This window comes from Serratia sp. P2ACOL2 (genome assembly GCF_003691565.1).
Taxonomy (GTDB): Bacteria; Pseudomonadota; Gammaproteobacteria; order Enterobacterales; family Enterobacteriaceae; genus Serratia; species Serratia liquefaciens.
The window spans coordinates 2568461-2591421 of the sequence record NZ_CP033162.1 but is presented as its reverse complement, the minus strand read 5'-3'; the positions used below and the strand labels follow the sequence as shown (position 1 = coordinate 2591421).

The 22961-nt window shown below is 58.0% G+C and carries 18 protein-coding genes; 11 read left to right on the top strand and 7 right to left on the bottom strand.

The genetic code is table 11. The annotated features are described in order from the left end of the window. Positions 1-154: 154 nt before the first annotated feature. The 4 genes from hydN to EBA31_RS12655 all read left to right on the top strand — a co-directional run bounded on the left by hydN (position 155) and on the right by EBA31_RS12655 (position 6406). Positions 155-697, top strand: coding sequence for an electron transport protein HydN (gene hydN / locus EBA31_RS12670; RefSeq protein ID WP_122079339.1), 543 nt, complete (start codon positions 155-157; stop codon positions 695-697). 11 nt (positions 698-708) lie between these two features. Beyond that, positions 709-2865, top strand: a complete 2157-nt coding sequence (gene fdhF / locus EBA31_RS12665) for a formate dehydrogenase subunit alpha (RefSeq protein ID WP_122079338.1) — start codon at positions 709-711, stop codon at positions 2863-2865. Between the two features lie 203 nt (positions 2866-3068). Further along, the gene (gene hypF / locus EBA31_RS12660) at positions 3069-5381 is read left to right on the top strand and encodes a carbamoyltransferase HypF (RefSeq protein WP_122079337.1); all 2313 of its coding nucleotides are present in this window, start codon (positions 3069-3071) and stop codon (positions 5379-5381) included. After that, entirely contained in the window at positions 5375-6406 is a 1032-nt protein-coding gene (locus EBA31_RS12655) for a HoxN/HupN/NixA family nickel/cobalt transporter (RefSeq protein WP_122079336.1), read from the top strand. The genes hypF and EBA31_RS12655 overlap by 7 nt, the downstream gene beginning before the upstream one ends. 40 nt (positions 6407-6446) lie before the next feature. On the opposite strand, the gene EBA31_RS12650 is transcribed toward EBA31_RS12655, so the two are convergent. The 6 genes from EBA31_RS12650 to EBA31_RS12625 all read right to left on the bottom strand — a co-directional run bounded on the left by EBA31_RS12650 (position 6447) and on the right by EBA31_RS12625 (position 12838). Continuing rightward, on the bottom strand, positions 6447-7604 hold the full coding sequence (locus EBA31_RS12650) for an MFS transporter (protein WP_369982332.1): 1158 nt from the start codon (positions 7602-7604) through the stop codon (positions 6447-6449). 277 nt (positions 7605-7881) lie between these two features. After that, a complete protein-coding gene (locus EBA31_RS12645; RefSeq protein ID WP_122079335.1) occupies positions 7882-8880 on the bottom strand; it encodes a VOC family protein in 999 nt (332 codons plus the stop codon). A gap of 41 nt (positions 8881-8921) precedes the next feature. Further along, on the bottom strand, positions 8922-10409 hold the full coding sequence (locus EBA31_RS12640) for an aldehyde dehydrogenase family protein (protein ID WP_122079334.1): 1488 nt from the start codon (positions 10407-10409) through the stop codon (positions 8922-8924). A gap of 42 nt (positions 10410-10451) precedes the next feature. Then, the gene (locus EBA31_RS12635; protein ID WP_122079333.1) at positions 10452-11297 is read right to left on the bottom strand and encodes a fumarylacetoacetate hydrolase family protein; all 846 of its coding nucleotides are present in this window, start codon (positions 11295-11297) and stop codon (positions 10452-10454) included. Continuing rightward, positions 11294-12034: a GntR family transcriptional regulator gene (locus EBA31_RS12630; RefSeq protein WP_122079332.1), complete on the bottom strand. Its 741-nt coding sequence runs from the start codon at positions 12032-12034 to the stop codon at positions 11294-11296. Before EBA31_RS12630 ends, EBA31_RS12635 begins: the two co-directional genes overlap by 4 nt. 24 nt (positions 12035-12058) lie before the next feature. Further along, the gene (locus EBA31_RS12625; RefSeq protein WP_122079331.1) at positions 12059-12838 is read right to left on the bottom strand and encodes an SDR family oxidoreductase; all 780 of its coding nucleotides are present in this window, start codon (positions 12836-12838) and stop codon (positions 12059-12061) included. A gap of 170 nt (positions 12839-13008) precedes the next feature. Here EBA31_RS12625 and EBA31_RS12620 point away from each other — a divergent pair, with 170 nt between their 5' ends. Together EBA31_RS12620 and EBA31_RS12615 are read left to right on the top strand one after the other, a co-directional pair. Continuing rightward, complete coding sequence (locus EBA31_RS12620) at positions 13009-14394, top strand: GMC family oxidoreductase (RefSeq protein WP_162302889.1); 1386 nt, start codon at positions 13009-13011, stop codon at positions 14392-14394. Beyond that, positions 14379-14576, top strand: coding sequence for a hypothetical protein (locus EBA31_RS12615; RefSeq protein ID WP_122079329.1), 198 nt, complete (start codon positions 14379-14381; stop codon positions 14574-14576). Before EBA31_RS12620 ends, EBA31_RS12615 begins: the two co-directional genes overlap by 16 nt. An 8-nt stretch (positions 14577-14584) precedes the next feature. Here EBA31_RS12615 and EBA31_RS12610 read toward each other — a convergent pair whose 3' ends face one another. Beyond that, positions 14585-15511, bottom strand: coding sequence for a LysR family transcriptional regulator (locus EBA31_RS12610; RefSeq protein WP_020826887.1), 927 nt, complete (start codon positions 15509-15511; stop codon positions 14585-14587). A 174-nt stretch (positions 15512-15685) separates the two neighbouring features. On the opposite strand from EBA31_RS12610, the gene EBA31_RS12605 reads away from it, so the two are divergent. The 5 genes from EBA31_RS12605 to EBA31_RS12585 all read left to right on the top strand — a co-directional run bounded on the left by EBA31_RS12605 (position 15686) and on the right by EBA31_RS12585 (position 22870). After that, on the top strand, positions 15686-17203 hold the full coding sequence (locus tag EBA31_RS12605; RefSeq protein WP_122079328.1) for an aldehyde dehydrogenase family protein: 1518 nt from the start codon (positions 15686-15688) through the stop codon (positions 17201-17203). A 34-nt stretch (positions 17204-17237) separates the two neighbouring features. Continuing rightward, the gene (locus EBA31_RS12600; protein ID WP_122079327.1) at positions 17238-18884 is read left to right on the top strand and encodes a GMC family oxidoreductase; all 1647 of its coding nucleotides are present in this window, start codon (positions 17238-17240) and stop codon (positions 18882-18884) included. A gap of 2 nt (positions 18885-18886) precedes the next feature. Further along, a complete protein-coding gene (locus tag EBA31_RS12595) occupies positions 18887-19600 on the top strand; it encodes an SDR family NAD(P)-dependent oxidoreductase (protein ID WP_020826884.1) in 714 nt (237 codons plus the stop codon). A 400-nt stretch (positions 19601-20000) separates the two neighbouring features. Further along, positions 20001-21392 carry a diaminobutyrate--2-oxoglutarate transaminase gene (locus EBA31_RS12590; RefSeq protein ID WP_020826882.1) on the top strand — a complete coding sequence of 464 codons (1392 nt, stop codon included), beginning with the start codon at positions 20001-20003 and terminating at the stop codon, positions 21390-21392. 5 nt (positions 21393-21397) lie between these two features. Further along, positions 21398-22870, top strand: coding sequence for an aspartate aminotransferase family protein (locus EBA31_RS12585; protein ID WP_122079326.1), 1473 nt, complete (start codon positions 21398-21400; stop codon positions 22868-22870). Positions 22871-22961: the final 91 nt, after the last annotated feature.

The window sequence follows — 22961 nt, the reverse complement described above, 5'->3', positions numbered from 1 at the left end:
TCGTCATTTATGTCGACCTGCTGTCGACCCCGGCGCCATAAAAATCTAACCCTCTGCTTTTTAAGCATTTTCAAGGTTGGCATGTTTTATGCCTAACCAGAGCCACGACCTCTCTTTTGCCATACCCGGATGAAGGGTAACCCAGGAGTTATTGATGAACCGGTTTATCATCGCCGATCCCAAAAAATGCATCGGCTGCCGTACCTGTGAAATTGCCTGCGTGATGGCGCACAGCGAAAGCCAGGATATTTCGGCGTTGAACGCCACCAGCTTTGCCCCCCGCCTGCACGTGATTAAAGGCGTCAACGTCAGCACCGCCGTGCTTTGCCGCCAATGCGAGGACGCCCCCTGCTCCAACGTCTGTCCGAACGGCGCCATCAGCCGCACCAACGGCATGGTACTGGTGATGCAGGAACGCTGCATCGGCTGCAAAACCTGCGTCGTGGCCTGTCCCTACGGCGCCATGGAAGTGATCACCCGTCCGGTGGTCCGCCAGAACGGCGCCATGATGAGCGCCACCACCGAGAAAGCCGAAGCCCATAAATGTGACCTGTGCATCGGTCGCGATAGCAGCCCGGCCTGCATGGAAACCTGCCCAACCAATGCGTTGCACTGCGTCGATCGCAACATGCTGCAGGAAATGAACGCCGAGAAGCGCCGCCGCGCCGCGCTCGACACAATGTCGTCACTGTTTTAGGAACTGAACCGATGAAAAAAATCACAACCGTCTGCCCTTACTGCGGTGCAGGCTGCAAAATGAAACTGGTGGTCGATAACGGCAAAATCATTCGCGCCGAGGCGGCTGACGGCGTGACCAATCAGGGTGAACTGTGTCTGAAAGGCTATTACGGCTGGGATTTCCTGAACGACACCAAACTGTTGACCCCGCGCCTGAGCCAGCCGCTGATCCGGCGGCAGAAAGGCGGCAAGTTTGAGGCCGTCAGTTGGGATGAAGCGATCAGCTACACCGCACAGCGGCTGCAGCAGATTAAAGAGCAGCACGGTGCCAGCGCCATCATGCACACCGGTTCCTCTCGCGGGACCGGCAATGAAACCAACTATGTGATGCAGAAGTTCGCCCGCGCGGTGATCGGCACCAATAACGTCGACTGCTGTGCCCGCGTCTGCCACGGGCCTTCGGTTGCGGGTTTGCAGGCCACGCTCGGTAACGGTGCCATGAGTAACTCGATTGGCGATATCGAAAACTCCAAGTGTCTGCTGATCATCGGTTACAACTGTGCCGACTCGCACCCCATCGTGGCGCGCCGGGTGCTGAAGGCTAAAGAGAAAGGCGCGCAGATCGTCGTGTGCGACCCGCGCCGGATAGAAACTGCACGTATTGCCGACCAGCATTTGCAGATCAAGAACGGCTGCAACATGGCGCTGGTGAATGCGTTCGCCTACGTGCTGATTGAAGAGAATCTTTATGACCGCGATTACGTGGCCAAATACACCGAGGGATTCGAGGCCTACCGGCAGCAACTGGCGGATTATGCGCCAGAAGCGGTGGAACACCTGACCGGCGTTACCGCACAGCAGATCCGTCAGGCCATGCGCACCTATGCCAGCGCCCCATCTGCCACCATCATGTGGGGCATGGGCGTGACCCAATTCGGCCAGGCGGTTGACGTGGTCAAAGGCCTCGCCAGTTTGGCGCTGCTTACCGGCAATTTGGGCCGTGCCAATGTGGGTGTCGGCCCGGTGCGCGGACAGAACAACGTACAGGGTGCCTGCGATATGGGCGTGCTGCCCAATGAATTCCCTGGCTATCAAGCGGTTACCGATGCGGCCGTGCGCGCCAAGTTCGCCGCAGCCTGGGGAATCGACGCCACAAAAATGGATCCCAACGTCGGCTATCGCATCACCGAAATCCCGCACCTGGTGCATGAAGGCAAAGTGAAAGCCTACTACATCATGGGGGAAGATCCCTTGCAGACCGAGGCCGATCTGAGCCTGGTGCGCAGCGCGTTCGAAGCGCTGGAATTTGTGGTGGTGCAAGACATCTTTATGACCAAAACCGCCGAACAGGCGGATGTGATCTTGCCTGCCACCTCCTGGGGCGAACATGGCGGTGTCTTCTCCTGCGCCGATCGCGGGTTCCAGCGTTTCGAAAAAGCCATTGAGCCGCAGTACAACGTCAAGCGCGACTGGGAAATCATCAGCCTGTTGGCCAGCGAAATGGGGTATCCGATGCACTACGAGGATAACCAGCAGATCTGGGACGAAATGCGCGAACTTTGCCCGCTGTTTTACGGCGCTACTTACGAAAAAATGGGTGAGCTCGGTCACGTGCAATGGCCTTGCACTTCGCTGGAAAGCCAGGGGACGCCGTACCTGTATCAGGGTAACCAGTTCACCACGCCGTCCGGCAAAGGCCAATTGTTCGCGACCACCTGGCGTGCGCCGGCCGAGATCCCGGATGCCGCTTACCCACTGGTGCTCTGTACCGTGCGTGAGGTTGGGCATTACTCCTGCCGTTCGATGACCGGCAACTGTGCCGCCTTGCAAACGCTGGCGGATGAGCCCGGCTTCGTGCAGATCAATCCTCAGGATGCCGCCGCGCTGGGCATTGCCGACCAGCAACTGGTGTGGGTTGCCTCACGCCGCGGCAAGGTGATCAGCCGTGCCAACTATAACGAGCGTATCAACCTGGGTGCGGTGTATATGACCTACCAGTGGTGGATTGGTGCCTGTAACGAACTGACGCAGGAAAACCTGGATCCGATCTCCAAAACGCCGGAAACCAAATACTGTGCGGTAAAACTGGCGGCGATTACCGACCAGCACTGGGCGGAGAACTATGCGCAGCAAAGCTACAGCGATATGAAAGCTCGCCTGCGCCGCGTCGCAGAAGACGTGATGTAATCCCGTCATACTTGAAGCTGCATCTGTGTTGGCTGCAAGCGCTCACCCCAGTCACTTACTTAAGTAAGCTCCTGGGGATCCCCGCTCTTGCCGCCTTGATGCAACTCCAATTATTTAGGGAATACCAGGGAATAAATTGACAGGAGGCTACGCAGGGTTGTGCCTCCTGATAATTTATAAAAACCCAAAGAGGATAATAAACCATGTCCTATCCGGGGCTGCTGCTGCGTATCAGCGGCAAAGTACAGGGCGTCGGCTTTCGGCCTTTTGTCTGGCAACTGGCCAACCAGCTCAATCTACGTGGCGAAGTCTGGAACGACAGCGCCGGGGTGGAGATTCGGCTGGTGAATCCCGTCGACCTTGAGCTGTTGCTGCATCTGTTGTGCCAGCAGGCCCCACCGTTGGCGCAGATCGACAACATTCAGCAACGGCCCTTTACCTGGCTGAAAAAGCCCGATGATTTTCGCATCCGCGCCAGCCAACGCGGTGCTATGACGACCCAGATTGTTCCCGATGCCGCGACCTGCCCAAAATGCCTGCAGGAAATGAACGATCCGCAGGATCGGCGTTACCGCTACCCTTTTATTAACTGCACGCACTGCGGCCCACGCTTCACCATTATTCGTGCCATGCCTTACGATCGCCCGGCAACCAGCATGGCACCGTTCCCGCTCTGTTCGCCCTGCGCCCAAGAGTACCGTTCGGCGCACGATCGGCGCTTTCATGCCCAACCGGTCGCCTGTAGCGACTGCGGCCCTCGGTTGTTCAGTTTCACCGTTGAGGGACAACCGCAGCATCAGGGGGAAGAAGCTCTGCAGCAGGCGGTAGCCGCATTAGCTGCCGGGCAGATTGTTGCCATCAAAGGGCTGGGCGGTTTTCACCTGGCTTGCGATGCTACCCAGACGGAGGCCGTAGAACGCCTGCGGCTTCGCAAACGGCGTCCCGGCAAACCTCTGGCGGTGATGCTGCCGAATATCGACTGGCTGACTCGCTGCACCCGTGGCATTGATCTGTCGCACACACAGGCTTTGCTGGCGTCCGCTGCCGCGCCTATCGTGCTGGTGCCCCACTCGCCCCATTCGCCGCTGTCTGAGGCTATCGCCCCGCAGTTGAACGAAGTGGGCCTGATGTTACCCGCCAATCCCCTTCACCATTTACTGATGCAGGAGATACAACGGCCCCTGGTGATGACCTCCGGCAATGCCACCGGCCGAGCTCCGGCATTAACCAATAGCCAGGCTTTGGCTGATTTGGCCGGCATTGCCGACCTGTGGTTGCTGCACGATCGCGAAATCTTGCAGCGCGCCGATGATTCGCTGGTGCGTCTGCTGCCTGAAGGCCATGAAATGCTACGTCGGGCGCGCGGATTTGTTCCGGATGCCCTGCCATTGCCTCCGGGCTTCCCTTCACAGCCTCCGCTATTGGCCGTGGGCGGGGATCGCAAAAATACCTTTTGCCTGCTGCAAGGAAATAAAGCCGTACTCAGTTCACATTTTGGCGACCTGCAACAGGAGGATATTCAGCAACAGTGGCAGCAGGCCATGGCGCATTTTATGGCGTTGTACCATTGCCAGCCACAGCGCTTAGCCAGCGACGCTCATCCGGGTTACGTCAGCCACCAATGGGCCGCCCGACAGAGGCTGCCGGTGACCCCGGTGCTGCACCATCATGCGCATTTGGCCGCCTGCCTGGCCGAACACCATTGGCCACTGGAAGGCGGAGCGGTTATCGGCCTGGCGCTGGATGGGCTGGGGTACGGACAGGACGGCGCGCTGTGGGGCGGCGAATGCCTGTGGGTCGATTACCGCCGCTGTCGTCATCTGGGGGGATTGCCTGCGGTGGCACTGCCCGGCGGCGATCTGGCCGCGCAACAACCCTGGCGCAATCAGTTGGCGCATTTTGCACGCTTCGTGCCTGACTGGCAAAACAGCCCACAGGCCGAACGGCTATTGACGCGCGCCTGGCGCCCCCTGCTCCAAGCCATTAACGCCGGCATCAACGCGCCGCTGGCCTCCTCCTGTGGCCGTCTGTTTGACGCGGCCGCCGCCGCGCTGGGATGTGCGCCCGAACGGCAAAGTTGGGAAGGCGAAGCCGCCAGTATTTTTGAGGCGCTGGCCCACCAAAGTGGCCCTTGCTCTCACCCGGTGACGTTGCCACGTTGCGCAGCACAGCTCGATTTGGGCGTGTTCTGGCGGCAGTGGCTGGCCTGGCAAGCGCCGGCCGCTCAACGGGCCTGGGCGTTTCATGATGCCCTGGCGCAAGGATTTGCCGGCCTGGCCAAACATTTTGCCGCAGAGCATAACCTCCGGCACGTGGCGTTAAGCGGTGGCGTACTGCACAACCGCCTGTTACGCCAACGGCTGCAGCATCATCTGGCCCCGCTGCAGGTGCTATTGCCACAACGGCTGCCGGCGGGCGATGGAGGGTTGGCATTCGGTCAGGCATTGGTCGCCTGCGCGCAGCGTATCCCCATGGCGCGTCTCCCGTTCAAAACACAACAGGATGTAACATGTTAAACCGCGAGTTTTTCCATACCCATACCCGCGCCTTTTGGCTGTTGTTGACGTTAGTGGCGCTAAACCTGCTGGCGTGGGGGGCGGCCTTTGCTGCCTTTCAGCATCACCCGGCACTGATTGCCGCCGCGCTGCTGGCTTACGGTTACGGACTGCGCCATGCGGTGGATGCCGACCACATCGCCGCCATCGATAACGTCACCCGCAAATTGATGCAACAAGGCCAACGCCCGGTTTCCGTCGGGGCCTTCTTCTCCCTGGGGCATTCCAGTATTGTGGTACTGGCCTGCATCGCGATTGCCGCCACCTCATTGGCATTTGGCGATCGTATCGGCTGGTTGCATCAGTATGGCGCCACTTTGGGCACGCTGATCTCCTCGCTGTTCTTACTGGTGATGGCGTTGTTGAACTGGCTGATCTTCCGCGACGTTTACCGCATTTTCCGTCGGGTGAAGCGCGGTGAAACCCTGGTCGAACAGGACGTAGCCCTGCTGGTGAGCGGCAGCGGCGGCGTAATGACGCGGCTGTACCGCTTTGCTTTTAATCTGGTGAATAAAAGCTGGCATATGTATTTAGTCGGCTTTTTATTTGGCTTGGGCTTTGATACGGCTACCGAAGTGGGCCTGCTCGGGATCTCCGCGACCGGTGCTACATCCGGCATGTCGGTCTGGTCAATCATGGTGTTCCCGCTGCTGTTTGCCAGCGGCATGGCGTTGATTGATTCACTGGATAATTTTGTGATGGTCGGCGCTTACGGTTGGGCGTTCAATAAACCGATCCGCAAGCTGTATTACAACATGACCATCACCGCCACCAGCGTGGTTATCGCTGTGGTGATCGGCGGGCTGGAAGGCCTGGGGCTGCTGGCCGATAAGCTGGGGCTACAGGGCGGGCTGTGGCGGGGTGTTGAGGTGCTCAATGACAACCTGGGCAGCGTCGGTTACGCCGCTATCGTGCTGTTTGTGGTGCTGTGGATCTTGTCCGCGCTCAATTACCGCCGTAAAAATTATGACTCGTTAAGCGTCTAGTCCGCTTACGGCAGCCCGGTCATCCCTGGCTGCCGCCGCATTAAGAGCAGGTGGCTCCCCCCTGGGGCATCGAGGCAGCGTGGAGCGTGCGTCGACCGAGAAGCACGATAATCGTCATCACAACGCCTGCAGCAATGGCGATGCCGAAGCCGGCGCGTGCGCCATAAGCGTCGATGACCAGCCCCGCCAGCGCGGCACCCAGCGCCACGCCAATGCTGATGCCGGTGGTCATCCATGTCAGCCCTTCGGTGAGCCTGGACGGCGGTACCAAGATAGTGCCAAGGTTCATCACGACAACCATGGTGGGTGCAAAGGACATACCGGCCACGAAAATGGTCGCCATCAGAATGTAAACGTCCGCAGACAGGAGCGGCAACACCGACGTTGCCGCCGTTAACAGCACCCCAATAAAGAACTGACGCTCTATCGGCAAGCTAACCCTGATCGCGCCAAAAGCCAGACCGGCAACCATGGAACCGAGCGCGTAGGCAGCAAGAATCAAACTGGCGGCCGTCGGCCACCCTTGTACGTTGGCGAAAGCGACTACCGCCACATCGATAGATCCGCCAATCACCCCCATGGCTAAAAGTGCCAGCACGATGGTGCCGAGGCCCGGGATACGCAGGGTCGAGCCGCGGTGTTCAGTCGTGTTTTTGATGACTTTGGGCGCCGTCTGTCGTTGCAGAAGAAAAGCCGTGACGCCAATCACCAGCAACACTATCGCGGCGAGGGGCCCGGCTTCGGCGGCAATACCGGTGCTCAAGCCAATAGATAAAGGGGGGCCAATCACGAAGGTCAGCTCTGTCAGCACCGTATCCAGCGAGAAGGCGGTGTGGAGTTGCGGCTTGCCCCGGAAAAGCTGTGTCCATCTCGCTCTTATCATTGCCGGCATGCTTGGCATAGTGCCGGCCAGCATGGCGAGAATACACAGCAACGGGACTGGGGCACGCATATGCGCAGCGGTTATCAACGCCAGCAGCATGGTAATGCTAAACGCGGTGACCCATGGAAGCACCCTGTTCTGGCCTAGCCGATCAACCAGCTTCGATACCTGCGGACCCATGAGCGCGTTCGCCAGCGTAAATATACCGGCTACCGCACCAGCCAACCAATAGTGACCGCTCTGCTGTACCAACATGGTAATGATACCGATGCCGATCATCGCCTGCGGCAAACGGGCAACCGAGCTCGCAATCACTAACCCCCGACGCCGGGCGTGGTCAGAAGTTCGCGATAGGGATTAGCCATAACCTCTCCAGTTCGTCATTCGGCATCGTGGCGGGATATCCGTATCGATGCCTTGTGCCACAACCACGACGTTGTGGATAAACGGAGCCATGGCGGCTCCGACTGTCATTTCAGCCGGACCATATTGGTTGAAAAAAAACGGAAGTAAAGGCCGATGTTATTGCCCGGAGAGTTTCCGGGCACAAGGTTATCCAAGGGTTGCCCTGGCATGGTTCGGGCATCAAGCCCTATTGGCGGGATAAGTACTCTTCCAGCACCAGCGGATAGCCCTCGGTGGTCGGTTCTACCGGCGTGTTGGCAAAGGCACTGGCTTCGGTAACCCATTTGCGCTGCGGCGGCAGCCCCCAGGGCAGTAACTGCTGGCGCTGATCGGGTGCAAGAATATTGGTTTCCAGCTCAATGTCGATTATCTGATAAGGGGTGTTGTGCAGCTCGATACGATGCCCGTCCGGATCCCGCAGATAAACATAGAGGACATGGCCCATGCCGTGCCTGCCCGGCCCGCGTTCAATGCTGCTGCCAAAGCCCAGATTGCCGGCAGTGTCGCAGGCGCGCAGGATCTCTTGCGAATCGGGGATGGTATAACCGAAGTGATGCAGACGCGGGCCGGGGCCATGCAAGTACACCAGATCCTGCGTATTGCCTTTGCGTTGTAAGAATGCGGCCCCCATTCCACCCTCATTGAAATAGATGTCTGTCGCACGGAATCCCAGCTTCGTCATGTAAAATTCGGCTGCCCGCTGTACGTGGGGAGTGTGCAACTGGAAGTGATCCAACCGTTGGGCGCTGCCGCCACGGTACAGATGTACCTGATGGTGCAAACGCGGCACCACGGGCATTGAGGCGCACAGTTCGATCAGCGTACCAGTCGGATCGGTGAAATGCAGAGTACGCCCCTGAAACGGCACTTCGGCCCAACAATTCTCCAACCCTTGCCGGTCCAAAAACAGCTTGGCCAACTCCAGATCTTTTTCACGAAAAACACGCAGGCCAACGCGTTCGCAGTGGGGCTCCGCCTTGCTGAGCTTGATTACCAGACTGTGGTGGCAAGCCTCTTCCAGCCCGCGCAAATAGAGCCGGTCCTCTTCCCGATGGGTCAGCACCATGCCGATCACCTTGGTGTAAAACAGCTCACTGGCGGCCAGATCACGCGAGGTCAGCACCAGATGGCTGGCGCGGGTAATGGAAAATGGCGGATCGTATTCGGTGAGGGGCAATGTGGTCATTGTGATTCCTTACCGGGGCCGTGGCCCCGTTTCCGTGGGATTCAGTAGCACATGATGACGGATTTAAGTTCGGTATAGGACTCGATAAACGCGCTGCCGAACTCGCGGCCAATACCGGAGGCTTTCATCCCGCCGAACGGCACCGCCGGATCCATAATGGTGTGCGAATTTACCCATACCATCCCGGCCTCAATCCGCCGCATCAAATCCATCGCCTTGCTGAAGTCATTGGTCCAGATACTGGCGGACAGGCCATAGGACGAATCATTCATCAAATGCAAGAGTTGCTCTTCATCCTCAAACGGCATAAAGCTCAGCACGCCGGCGAAGGCTTCTTCACGCATCAGCGGATCGTCCTGACCGGTGGCGCGGATCACCGTCGGGGTCACATAGAACCCCTCTCCGTCCAGCACCGTACCGCCACTCAGTACCTGGTCATGGCTGTGCGCCTGATCAAACATCGCCTTGATGCGGTTAAAATGCGCCTGGTTAGCCAACGGACCGTACTGCGTGGCTTCGTCCATCGGCGAACCTATTTGCAGCGCCTCGACCCGGGCGATAACCTGCTCGACAATCTCGTCGAAGCGCGACGCATGAATATAAAACCGCTCGGCAGAGGAACAGACCTGCCCCTGATGCACCAGCCCGGCGAGCATAATGCCGTCCACCGCCCGCTGGGTATCGACGTCGGCAAGAAACGCCGCCGGGTTTTTTCCGCCCAACTCCAGGGTGATGCGGGTCAAATCGGCTTTTATCGCCGCCTGGCCGATCGCGATACCGGCCGGAACCGAACCGGTGAAACTGACTTTATTGACCCGTGGATGCTCGATCAGCCACTGCCCCACCTGGCGTTCGCCATTGACCACGTTGAACACGCCCGCAGGCACCCCGGCCTGATGGGCCAACTGCGCCAGACGCAGCAGGGTCAAAGGTGCAAACTCACTGGGTTTGACCACGATGCAACACCCGGTGCACAAGGCGGCTGCAATTTTCCAAATGGCGATCATCACCGGGAAATTCCAGGGAATAATGGCCGCCACCACGCCCACCGGCTCGCGGTAAGTCATCGCGGTATATCGCTCGCCGTTAAACGAAGGGATTGACGGCGCAAGGGTTTCACCATGCAGTTTGGTGGCCCAACCGGCGTAATACCGGATGAAAACGCAGGTATGGTCAACCTCGAACAGCCTGGAGGAACCGATCAGCTTACCGTTGGTCAGGGTTTCCAACTGGGCAATCTCCTCTCTGTGGGCCTCCAGCAGATCGGCAAAGCGTAACAGTATCTGCTGACGCTGGGCCGGCAGGCTTTTTCCCCATTCGCCCTTCAGCGCCCGGTCAGCCGATTGCATCGCCTGCTCCACTTCGTCGGCGGTGGCACCAGCCACGTTGGCGATCGTCTGGCCATTGGCCGGATTGACTACCGGCAAGCGTTGTCCGCCCGCCGCCGGGATCAGTTGTCCATCGATAAACTGCCCATGTTCCTGCGCCAGAAAGGCGGAAACCTGTGGAAGCACTTTGATATCAGCCATCGTAATCCACCTCGTTTGTCGGAAAAGAGTCCTTTAACGCCCTCAGGCGTCGTCAATCACTGGGTTACTCAGGGTACCGATACCGGCAATCTCAACCTCCACCCGATCCCCCGCTTTCATCCAGACCGGTGGCTGTCGGAATGCGCCAACGCCACCGGGCGTACCGGTCACCAGCACATCGCCGGGCAGCAGATCGGTAAATGCCGAGCAATACTCGATCAGCGCCGGGATCGAGAAAATCAGGTCATCGACACAGGCCTGTTGCATCACCTGTCCGTTCAGACGGGTTTCCAGCGTTAGCGCACGCGGGTCGGGAATGTCGTCGGCACTGACCAGCCAGGGACCAAAGGCCGCGGTCTGGCGGAAGTTTTTACCGGGAGTGAATTGCGAGCTGTGCCGCTGCCAGTCGCGCACGCTGCCGTCGTTGTAGCAGGCGTAACCGGCGATATGCTGCATGGCATCGCGCTGGGCAATGCGGCGCCCCCCTTTACCTATCACCACGGCCAGCTCGCCTTCATAGTCAAATTGAGACGACTCCGGCGGTGCCAGCAGCGGCTGCTGATGCCCGACCTGTGAAGAAGGCAGCCGCAAAAACAGCGTTGGCCGATCGGGTTCCTCCCGGCCGGTTTCCAGCAGGTGCGGGCGGTAATTCAGCCCCACGCAAATAATTTTGTCCGGGTTGGGCACCGGCGGCAACCAACTGACCTCGCTGGCTTTCAGGGTGGCTGGCGCATTCACAAACGGCAGGAACACATTAAAACTGCCGGCGGCTAAGGCGCTACGCACGTCCGGATAGGGCAATGACTGGCTGCAGTCGACAATCTCGTCGACTCCGCGCAGCAGGCCATAACCTGCACGCCCCTGGCTGATAAAACTGACGATCTTCATTTGGCCTCCGGGGACGCAGCCGCGCCGTTGAATATGGTGCTGTCGGCCTGGTTGATAATCCGCTGCACGGTGCTTTGATAATGCTGGCTAAGCAGCTCGACGGCGCGGTCGGCATCGCGCGCCAGCACCGCATCCATGATGGCCTGATGCTCACCGTCGACATCGCGTGGTGAATCCATCCCTTCCAGCTCATAACCGAACCGCAGGCGGCGATAGCGCTCCGACTGATCGAACAGCAAGTCGGAAAAGCGCAGCATCCACGGTGAATTGCAGGCCATCAACAGGCTGCGATGAAAGCTGTAATGGAGCTGGCTCCAGTTTGCCGAGTGATCGTCGTCATCCATGCGCGGGCAGCGCGTCAGTCGGTGAAAGGCGGCGATAATCCCCGCTTCCCATTCGGCATCACCGTTGGCAATCGCTAACCGTAAAGCATGGGTTTCGATCAGTTGTCGATTGGCGGTAATGTCTTTCAGTTCGCTGAGTGATACCTCACTGGCACGAAAACCGCGTTGCTCGTGGGCGGTCACCAGCCCTTCCGTCACCAACCGCGACAGCGCCTCACGCACCAGCCCTGGGCTGATGTCCAATTCACCGGCGATATTGCCGATCACCAGTTTGCTGCCCGGCGAGTATTCACCGTTGATAATCCGACGGCGGATCAGCGCCACGGCGGCGCCGCTCAGGCTTTTGAAAGTTCCGTTCTGCAATTGCAGGTTTTCTGTTTGTTTGCTGTTCATTCGCTGTTTTATCTCGCTGTACGGTTATAACAACGCTGGATAGGCGCCGCCGTCCAGGTGCATGTTTTGCCCGGTAATAAATCCGCTCAGGTCGCTGCAAAGGTAAATACAGGCCGCGCCGAATTCGGCAGGCTGGCCCATGCGACCGGCGGGGATCGAGTCAATCTGTCGTTGGCGCGCCTGTTCGAAGGTAATGCCGCTCTGTTTCATCGCCACCTGCGCCATCTGCTGCTGGCGAGGCGTATCAAAACGTTCCGGCAGCAAATTGTTAATGGTGACGTTATCGACAATGCATTCGCGGGACAACCCTTTACAGGCGGCCGTCAGACCGGCTCGAGACGCAGCGGAAAGCGTCATGTGCGCACGAGGCGTACTGACCATCGCCGAGGTGATATTGATGATGCGGCCAAATTTCCGCTCGCGCATCCCCGGTATCAAGGCGCGGATCAACATCAGCGGTGCCAGCAAATTCCCTTGCAGCGCCGACAGCCAGGTCTGCTCGTCAAAATCAAAGAAATTCCCCGGCGGTGGCCCGGCGTTATTATTGACCAGAATATCGGCATTCGGGCAGGCAGCCAGTAAGGCTTCGCGCCCTTGTAGAGTGGTTATGTCACCGGCGACAGTAAAAACGCGCCCGCCGGTCTCAGCCTTAAGCCGCTGCTGCGCGGCCAGCAGGCGCTCTTCGTCGCGGCCATTAATCCAGACGCTGACCCCTTCTCTAAGCAGGGCTGCAGCACAGGCATAACCCAAACCACTGCTGGAAGCGCATACCAGGGCGCGTTTATCAGCCAGTCTCACATCCATAACCGTTCTCTCCTTCTAGCGAGGCAGCTCATGACTGAGCCGTGCGATGTTGCATAAATGTCATGCTATCGACTAAAAATAGTGACATCAACAAAAAAATATTCTTTATATTAAAAAATATATTTTTTCTTCCATCGCAAATTTTCCACCCTCATCTGCACGGAGAGAGCATGAAAGAGAATGAAAGGTACGACTACATTGTGGTCGGCGGTGGTTCTGCCGGCTGCGTGGTTGCCGGTTTGTTGGCGGAAAGAACCTCGGCGCGCATTTTGCTGCTGGAGGCCGGGCCAGAAGACAAAGGGATCTTCATCCGCATGCCGGCCGGATTTCCGGAAATTGTCGGCAAGCTGGTCTGGCCCTATCAAAGCGATGCCGAACCCCACATGGCCAATCGATCGATGAGCGTACCGCAGGGACGTGTGCTGGGCGGTGGCAGCTCGGTGAATGGACAGCTCTACGTGCGTGGCAATGCCAGGGATTATGACGATTGGGAAACCCAGGACGGCTGTACCGGCTGGGGCTATCGCGATGTGCTGCCCTATTTTATCCGGTCGGAATGCAACCAAAGCCTGCACGACGACTATCACGGCGATAGCGGCCACCTGAAAGTCAGCGACTCCGGTTATCGCCATCCGCTCAGCTACGCCATCGTCAAAGCCGGTCAGGAGCTGGGTTATCCCTATCTCAATGACTTTAACGGCGCCAGCCAGCAAGGCATAGGCTTCTATCAAACTACCACCTATCAGGGGCACCGTTGCAGCACCTCGGTGGCCTATCTGGCACCGGTGCGCCAACACGCGAATCTCCAGGTGATGACCGGCGTGCTGGTTGAGCGCCTGTTGCTGGAGCAGGATCGTGCTACCGGCGTGGTATTTACCGACGCCGAGGGGAAACGCCAACAGGCTCTGGCCAGCCGGGAAGTGGTGTTATGCGCCGGCGCCATCGGAACCCCAAAACTGTTGATGCTGTCCGGTATCGGTCCAGCAGAGCATCTGCGCGAAGTCGGCGTCAAACTCCTGGTCGACAGCCCTCTGGTCGGCCAACGCCTGCAGGATCATCTGCATTTTTCGCTGATTGCCAGCCTGCGAAAGCCGATTAGCCTGCTCGGGCAAGACAAAGGCCTGAAGGCGTTGGCGAACGGTCTGGAATGGCTGCTGTTCAAACGCGGTATCTGCGCCTCCAACCTGCTGGAGTGCGGCGGTTTTTTCGCCACCGGCGACGACGATCGGCCAGATGTGCAGCTGATGGGGCTGGCGGCGTCGGATAACGTCGATGACAAGGGAAAACAGGCGCAAAACCAGCATGCCCTATCCCTCAAGCTGGCGCACCTGCGGCCACAGGCCAGGGGTGAAGTCCGGTTGCGCGACGGCAATCCACGTTCATTACCGCGCATCAGCCTCAACTATATGGGGACGCCGGAAGATGTCGCGGCGCAGGTCAGAGCGGTACGTCTTGGCTTGCAGCTGTTCCAGGCCCCGGCGTTGGCGTCACTGATTGATCAGGTTCTGTTGCCCGCGCCGAATTTGAACAGCGATGAACGATGCAGGCTAAATTGACCGAACAGCAGCTCGATGAGCTGTACAGCCAGTTCTATCTGGCCGCCGAGCCGTTTACCGGCGAACCTCTGGCGCTATTTTTGACTCGCCTTAACCTGCTGTTGCTGGACGCGTTGGCGAATGAAACGCTGGCGCGGGAGCTGATAGTCGAAGCCGCGCGCTTTAAGTTCGACGCAGAGTAGCCCTGCGTTCAGGCCGCCGGCGGGGTGTCCGTGAGTTTCTGCCCCGGCGGTAATCTGGATTGCCGATAATACTCCGCGACAAAATCGACAAAACTGCGAATGTTAACCGGCAGATAACGCCGGTTAACATAGACCACGTACAGCGATCGATGGCTCCAGGTGTAATCCCTCATTAACCTGATCAACGCGCCGCTGGCCAATGCCTCTCTCACCACGAACTCCGGCTCAAGAATAATGCCTCTGCCCTCCAGCGCGCTGGCCAACAAGGCATCGCCACTGTTGGCTCGCAGCGATCCGCATACCGGCACCTCGATCAGACGCCCCTCCTCATCCAGGTATTCCCATTGTTCCGCACGGGGCAACAGTGAGTAGACCAGACAATTGTGCTCACGCAACGCCTGTGGGTTGTCCGGGGTCCCGTGGTGCTTTAAATAATCGGGAGACGCACAAAGTATTCGGGGTATTTCACACAGCTTGCGCGCCACCAGAGACGAATCCGACAGATTGGCCACGCGGATCGCCACATCAATCCCCTGGTCGATCAGGTTGATCAACTGGTCGCTGAGGCAGAACTCTACCGACACCCGCGGATAACGACGCTGATAACCGGCCACTATGGTTGCCAGTTCAGCCCGACAATAGGGGTGTGGCGCACTGATACGCAAGGTGCCTGCGGGCTGCCCCTGGTTGCCCATATAGGCTTCCAACGCCTGGCATTCGCCGGCAATGCGCTGACTGTATTCGTAACATTCCCGCCCGGCCTCCGTCAGCGTCATCGACCGCGTGGTGCGGTGCAGCAAACGCACGCCAAAATGCTGTTCCAACTCGGCAATACTCTTGCTAACGCGCGGTCGAGAAAGGTCAAGCGCCTCTGAAGCCGCCGTAAAATTGCCGCCTTTTACCACCGCATTGAATATGCGTAATGCATTCATCATGTCCACATTCACGTCCCTTCAGCACGCTCGTCATTAGCACAATATACGTCATCCATTGGTGCCTGTTCGGCACCAGTGTGATACGGCAAGCCCTCTGGTTGTTCAGCCTGACCACAGCTAGTTTAGCTTTATCCCTCGAAAGAGGATCCCCACAGACTGAAACAAGGACTCCCTATGAGTAGCCAGACGAAAACCTTTAAACAATGGCAGCAGCAGGCAAACGCACTGCAGATCGAAGGGCGTGCCTATATCGACGGTCAGTATCAGGACTCTGCCGACGGTGCCACTTTTGCCGATATCAGCCCGATCGACGGTCGGCTGCTAGCGGCGGTTGCCGACTGCGACGCCGCCACCGTAGATCGAGCCGTTGCGGCGGCGGCCCGAACATTTGCATCCGGAATTTGGCGCGACCAATCGCCGGTACAGCGCAAAAACGCCCTGCTGCGCCTGGCCGATTTGGTCGGTCAGCATCAAGAGGAACTGGCGCTGCTGGAAAGCCTGGACACCGGCAAAACCATCCATGAGTCGTTGGATATGGATATGCAGGACGTGCAGATCGCTCTGCGTTATTACGCCGAAGCGATCGACAAGATTGCCGGTGAAATCGCCCCTACCAGCGACAGCTTCCACGGCATGATCACCTACCAGGCCTTGGGTGTGGTTGCGGTGATGACGCCGTGGAACAACCCGCTGATGATTGCCTGCTGGAAGATTGCGCCGGCGCTGGCGATGGGTAACTCGGTGGTGTTCAAACCTTCTGAAAAAGCACCGTTAACCGGTATCCGGCTGGCGCAGCTGGCGCAACAGGCCGGTATCCCCGATGGCGTATTCAACGTGGTGACCGGCGGCGCTCAGGTCGGACAGGCACTGGCGCTGCACCCCACCGTGCGGGTGATGGCCTTTACCGGTTCCACCCAGGTGGCCAAACAGCTGCTGATTTATGCCGGCCAGTCCAACATGAAACGCACCTACCTCGAAGGCGGCGGTAAGAACGCGCATATCATTTTTGCCGACACGCCAGATCTGGCACGCGCAGCGCGTTTTGCCGCCTTGGGCTTTTGCGCCAACCAGGGTGCGGTCTGTGCCTCTGGGACTCGCCTGCTGGTGCAGTCATCCATCAAGGAGCAGTTTGTCGCGCTGCTGATTGAAGAAGTGAACCGCTGGCAGCCGGGGCATCCACTCGATCCCGCAACCATGATGGGGCCAATGATTGATGCCAGGCATCAGGCCAATGTCCTGCGTTATGTCGACTCCGCGCGTGATGAAGGCGCCAGCATCGTCTGTGGTGGACATGCGGACGACAGTGTGGTGCCGGGCGGGCATTTCTTCTGGCCAACGGTTATCGACAACGCCACCCCGACCATGACCGCCTCGCAAAACGAAATCTTCGGCCCGGTCGCTTCGGTCATCGCGTTTGAAGACGAAGCAGACGCCATCCGGTTGGCAAATGACAGCGAATACGGCTTAACCGCCGGCTTCTGGACGCCGGATATCGCCAAAGTTCACCGCGTTGCCCGCCAACTGGAGGCAGGAACCGTCTGGGTCAATCACTTCCTGACCCGCGATATTCTCTCGCCTTTCGGCGGTTTCAAACAGTCAGGCATCGGCCGCGACCTGTCGTTACATGCGATGCGGCAATACGGCGAAATGAAAGCCACCTGGATTGCTCTGAAAGACGTCGACGCTCACTAAGCCCGCGCGTCCAAACCAATAAAAAGGGATCGTCATGAAACAAGATAAACTACAGACCGACGCCGGCCGCCGTCGATTCATTGCCGCCAGTCTGGCGATGAGCGCTGCAGCCGCACTGCCTTTCTCCGGCTATGCCCGCCAGCCGGCCCCTCGCAGCACCGGGGCCGGAAGCGACGACAAAAAATACGACTACATTATTATCGGCGCCGGTTCGGCCGGCTCGGTGGTGACCCGCCGGCTGGTTGATGCAGGATTAAAGGTCCTGCTGCTGGAAGCCGGGCCACGCGACGATATGCCGGCCATTCATAACCCGCCGGAGGCCATGGCGCTGTGGCATTCCGCCGTTGACTGGGGTTTTTCGACTCAACCGCAGATTTACGCCGGCAAACAGGATATTTACTGGCCGCGCGGCAAGACCCTGGGCGGTTCCAGCGCTATTAACGGCATGATGTACGTTCGTGGCCTGCCCTCCGATTACGACAACTGGGCGGCGATGGGGGCTACCGGCTGGAGCTGGAAGGACGTGCTGCCTTATTTCCGCAAAGCGGAAAACTGCAATATCGATGGCTTGTCTAACCTGCATGCTACCGGAGGGCTGCTGCAGGTATCTCGTCCCGCCATGACGCCATTGGCCCACGCCTTTGTCGAGGCCGGACAACAGGCCGGATTGCGGCTGGTGCAGGATTACAACAACGGCCAGGATTCCACCGGCGTCAGTTTCCCGCAGTACACCATGACGCCAGACGGCAAACGGGCCAGCGCCTGGGTCTGTTACGGCGATGCCATCCGCGGAGCGGATAACCTGTCGGTGATCACCGAAGCTCGGGTATTGAAGCTGCTTAACCAGGGCGATCACATTACCGGCGTGCACTTTGTGCATCGTGGCACCGATTATCGCATCGAGGCGCGCCATGAGGTGCTGCTGTGCGCCGGTTCACTGATGAGCCCTTCCATTCTGCTGCACTCCGGTATCGGCCCGGCCGAGCAGCTGGAGAAAATGGGCATTAAGACCCTGGTCAACCTGCCAGGCGTGGGTGAAAACCTGCACGATCATCTGGTGTGTCCTATGGTTTGGTCTTCGCCGCAGCCGGTGGCTGTCGGTCTGGCCTCCGGCATCGAAGCGCAGATTTTCCATAAGTCAGCCCCGGAGCTTTCCGCGCCGGACACCCAGTCTCTGCTGTTCACCATGCCGTTCATGCCGGGCGTCACCCAGGGTTACACTGTCACTCCCGGTCTGGTCGCACCGAAAAGTCGTGGCCGTCTCTGGCTCAACTCACGTGACCCGCTGCAAGCCCCACTGATGGATCCGCGAGTCTATTCTGAAAACGAAGATCTTGAGGTCATGACCGACAAGGCCCTGCTGTTGCGCGAAGTGATGAAGCAAACCGCATTAGCACCGTGGCGCGGCAAAGAGATGGGCATGGAGGGTGTGAATAACCGCGATAAAATGCGCGATTACATTCGCCGAATGACGGCTTCCTACCACCATCAGGTCGGTACGGCGCGCATGGGGACCGACAACATGGCAGTGGTTGATCCGCAATTGCGTGTGCACGGTCTGTCTGGTCTGCGCGTGATCGACGCCTCGGTGATGCCGGTTATTCCTACCGGCAACACCAATGCTCCCAGCATTATGATCGGTGAAAAAGCCGCAGACATGATTTTGTCGAGCAAGGCATAACCATGACAACCACCGTATTGATTACGGGTGCCAACAGGGGCCTGGGTCATGAAACCGCCCGGCGTCTTGCCGGGTGCGGGTGGCACGTAGTCCTCGGCGCGCGGGATCCCCTGCGCGGCGAACAGGCCATTCAAGAGCTGGCGCAGCAGGGCCTGCATGCAGAATTGCTGATCATCGATGTGATTTCCGAGGAGTCAGTGCGTCAGGCGGCGGCGGATTTCAGCAAGGTGCACGATCGCCTTGATGTTCTGATCAATAACGCCGGCGTTTCTGGCCCCTGGGGACACCCAAGGGAAACCTGCGCCGTAGCCCTGACGGAAATCTACCAAACCCAGGTTTTTGGCGTAGTTCGCATGATGCAGGCCTTTCTCCCCCTGCTGCAAGCCGCCGCCAACCCCAGAGTGGTGATGGTGTCCAGCTCGCTGGGCTCGTTTCATACCATGACCGGCAAAAGCGGCACCTTCGAGTCCAGAATATTGCAACTGGCCTATCCCTCTTCAAAAGCGGCGCTCAACATGCTGGTAACGCAATACGCCAAGGCGTTGCCGAAAATCAAGATTAACGCCGTTAACCCGGGCTTTACCCAAACCGATCTCAACCCTCTGGGTTGCCAGACGATAACCGAGGGTACTGATGCGATCGTGGCCCTGGCCTCCATCGCAAACGATGGCCCAACCGGAGGATTTTTTGATCGTCATGGCGAAATTCCCTGGTAATGCGCCAATGGCACCCTTTTCCGCTAAAGTCCGTTAATGTCTAAGCAATGCCTTATTTATATTAAGACATTGTTTCAAAATTCCTTCCGCATGTTCCTGACCTTTGTTTGAAAATTGCCTTCAAAATAAACGTATTGGGCCGGTACCCTTACTTTTCTTGAGGAGGTTTTTTGTGCCGTGTCAAGCCCGCAATCGCCATTAAATCGTGCCATTATTGGCCACAAAACAAGCAATTTATTGATTTTTATTAAAAAAACCATAAATCTCCCCCGGCCAAATAACTATTGAGCCGGGGGGTAAAAAGCCATATATTGGGCCCGTTTTTCTCACGGTAGTTAATTGTTCAATTCAATAATTCAACTAGGGCGTCATTGTTACCCCCAGTTGTAGGAGAGATATGATGACGGATAAAGTCCGTATTGATAATTTCGGTGTGAATTTAGAAAATGTAAATAACGAAACATATTTGGCGCGACAAGCTGAATTTGAATCGAATGTCAGGAGTTACCCCCGTAAATTGCCGTTGGCAATTGCGAAAGCCCAAGGCGTTTGGATCACTGATGTTGAGAATAATCAATATCTTGATTGCCTGGCTGGTGCGGGTACGCTGGCTCTGGGTCATAACCATCCTGACGTCCTCCAAAGCATCCAAAATGTCATTACCAGCGGCTTGCCGTTACATACCCTCGATCTTACAACACCGTTGAAAGATGAGTTTTCTGCCTATTTACTCTCTTTATTACCAGGTCAAGGCCAGGAATACTGCCTGCAGTTCTGTGGCCCTTCGGGCGCAGATGCGGTAGAAGCCGCACTGAAACTGGCGAAAAAGCATACCGGCCGTACCGGCGTGATCAGCTTCTCCGGCGGTTACCACGGCATGACCCATGGCGCACTGGCGGTCACGGGCAACCTGTCGCCGAAAGAAGCCATTAACGGCATGATGCCGGAAGTCCAGTTTATGCCTTACCCGCACGAATACCGCTGCCCGCTCGGCATCGGTGGCGAAGCCGGGGTCAAGGCGCTGACTTACTATTTCGAAAACCTGATCAATGACGTCGAAAGCGGCGTGCGCAAACCTGCGGCGGTCATTCTGGAAGCCGTTCAGGGCGAAGGCGGCGTTAACCCGGCCCCGGTCGAGTGGCTGCAGCGTATTCGCAAAGTCACGCAGGAACACGGCATTTTGCTGATCATCGACGAAGTTCAGGCTGGTTTTGCCCGTACCGGCAAACTGTTCGCCTTTGAACACGCCGGTATTGAGCCGGATATCATCGTGATGTCCAAAGCGGTTGGCGGCGGTTTGCCTCTGGCAGTATTGGGTATCAAGAAACAGTTCGACGCCTGGGAACCTGGCCACCATACCGGTACTTTCCGCGGCAACCAACTGGCGATGGCTACCGGCCTGACCACCCTGCAACACCTCAAAGATAACCAGGTGGCCGAAAAGGTTGCCGCGCAAGGCGAATGGCTGAAAGCCAAGCTGGCCGAGCTGCAAAAACGTTATCCGGTGATTGGTCACGTGCGTGGTCTGGGTCTGATGATCGGTTTGGAAATTGTGAAACCGAACGAAGCGCAGGATCACATGGGCTGCTACCCGGCTGACGGCCAGCTCTCTGCCCTGCTGCAGAAGAAATGCTTCGAAGCCGGTCTGATCCTGGAGCGCGGCGGCCGTAACGGCTGCGTGCTGCGTCTGCTGCCTTCCCTGCTGATCACTAACGACGAACTGGCTATCTTCCTGGATAAATTTGAACAGGCCCTGTTAGCCGCCGGCATCAAGCCGGTGGATGTGGAGTGAAGTCGATGTCCCGGTTAAACCCGATTCTGGCCGCTTCTGCGCAAAGCACAGAGGCGTACCAGCAAGCGATCGAACAGAGCAGTCAGGCCGTGGTGCAGTGGCTGCAACAACCCGAGATGTATCAGGGGAAAACCGTTGCCGAGCTGCGTGAACGCATCAAGCTTGATTTTACCCCTCAGGGCCTGGGCAACCAGGTCGCTATCGAACGCGCCATTGAGTATTTTTTAAAAGACAGCCTGTCGGTGCATCATCCGCAGTGCGTCGCGCATTTGCATTGCCCTAGCCTGGTGATCAGCCAGGCTGCCGAAGTGTTGATCAACGCCACTAACCAGAGCATGGACTCTTGGGATCAAAGCCCGTCAGCGACCCTCATCGAGATGAAGCTGATTGAATGGTTGCGTACCCAGGTAGGTTACCAGCCTGGCGACGCCGGGGTGTTCACCAGTGGCGGTACCCAGAGCAACCTGATGGGGCTGATGTTGGCGCGCGACGCCTTCTTCGCCAAACAGGGCCACTCTGTGCAGCAGGATGGCCTGGTTGGTAATCTGAGAAAGATTAAAGTGTTATGTTCTGAAAATGCCCACTTCTCGGTGCAAAAGAACATGGCTTTACTCGGCCTGGGTTACCAATCCGTGACGCTGGTGAAAACCGATCAATTCGCACGTATGGATCTGAACGATTTGGCCGAAAAACTGGCGCAGGCCAAGGCCAATGGCGAGCAGATCCTGGCGATCGTCGCCACCGCAGGTACCACGGATGCCGGGGCTATCGACCCGCTGCGCGGCATTGCGCAGTTGGCGGCGGAACATCAGATCTGGGTGCATGTCGATGCGGCCTGGGGCGGCGCCTTGCTGCTTTCCGAGAAGTACCGCGACTATCTGGATGGCATTGAATTGGTAGACTCCGTCACGCTGGACTTCCACAAACAATTCTTCCAGACCATCAGCTGCGGTGCTTTCTTGCTGAAAGAAGCCCGTCACTATGAACTGATGCGTTATCAGGCGGCCTACCTGAACTCCGAGTTCGATGAAGCTCAGGGCGTGCCTAATCTGGTGTCCAAATCCTTGCAGACCACCCGCCGTTTTGATGCGTTGAAACTGTGGATGGGCCTGGAAGCGTTGGGGCAGGAGCAATATGCGGCGATCATCGATCATGGCGTAACGCTGACGCAACAGGTGGCTCACTACATCGGCGATCGGCCGGCGCTGGAACTGGTCATGCAGCCGCAGCTGGCCAGCGTGCTGTTCCGCTACCGTCCGCAGCAGTTAGCCGCCGCCGGCGATGCCGCCGTGGCACTGCTGAACCAACGGATCGGCGATGCGTTGCTGGAATCTGGCCGCGCCAACGTCGGGGTCACCGAGTTTAACGGCGTGACCTGCCTGAAAATGACGTTGTTGAACCCTACGGTCAGCCTGGACGATATCAAAGTCCTGCTGGCGCTGGTGGAAGAAACCGCGCAGCAGTTGCCTGCCGCCTAATCCGCCCGCTCTGCCCTAACCGGCAGCTAAAAGCCGATAACATTAGCTTGTTATCGGCTTTTTTGTTGGCAGGCTTCAAAACCCATTAATA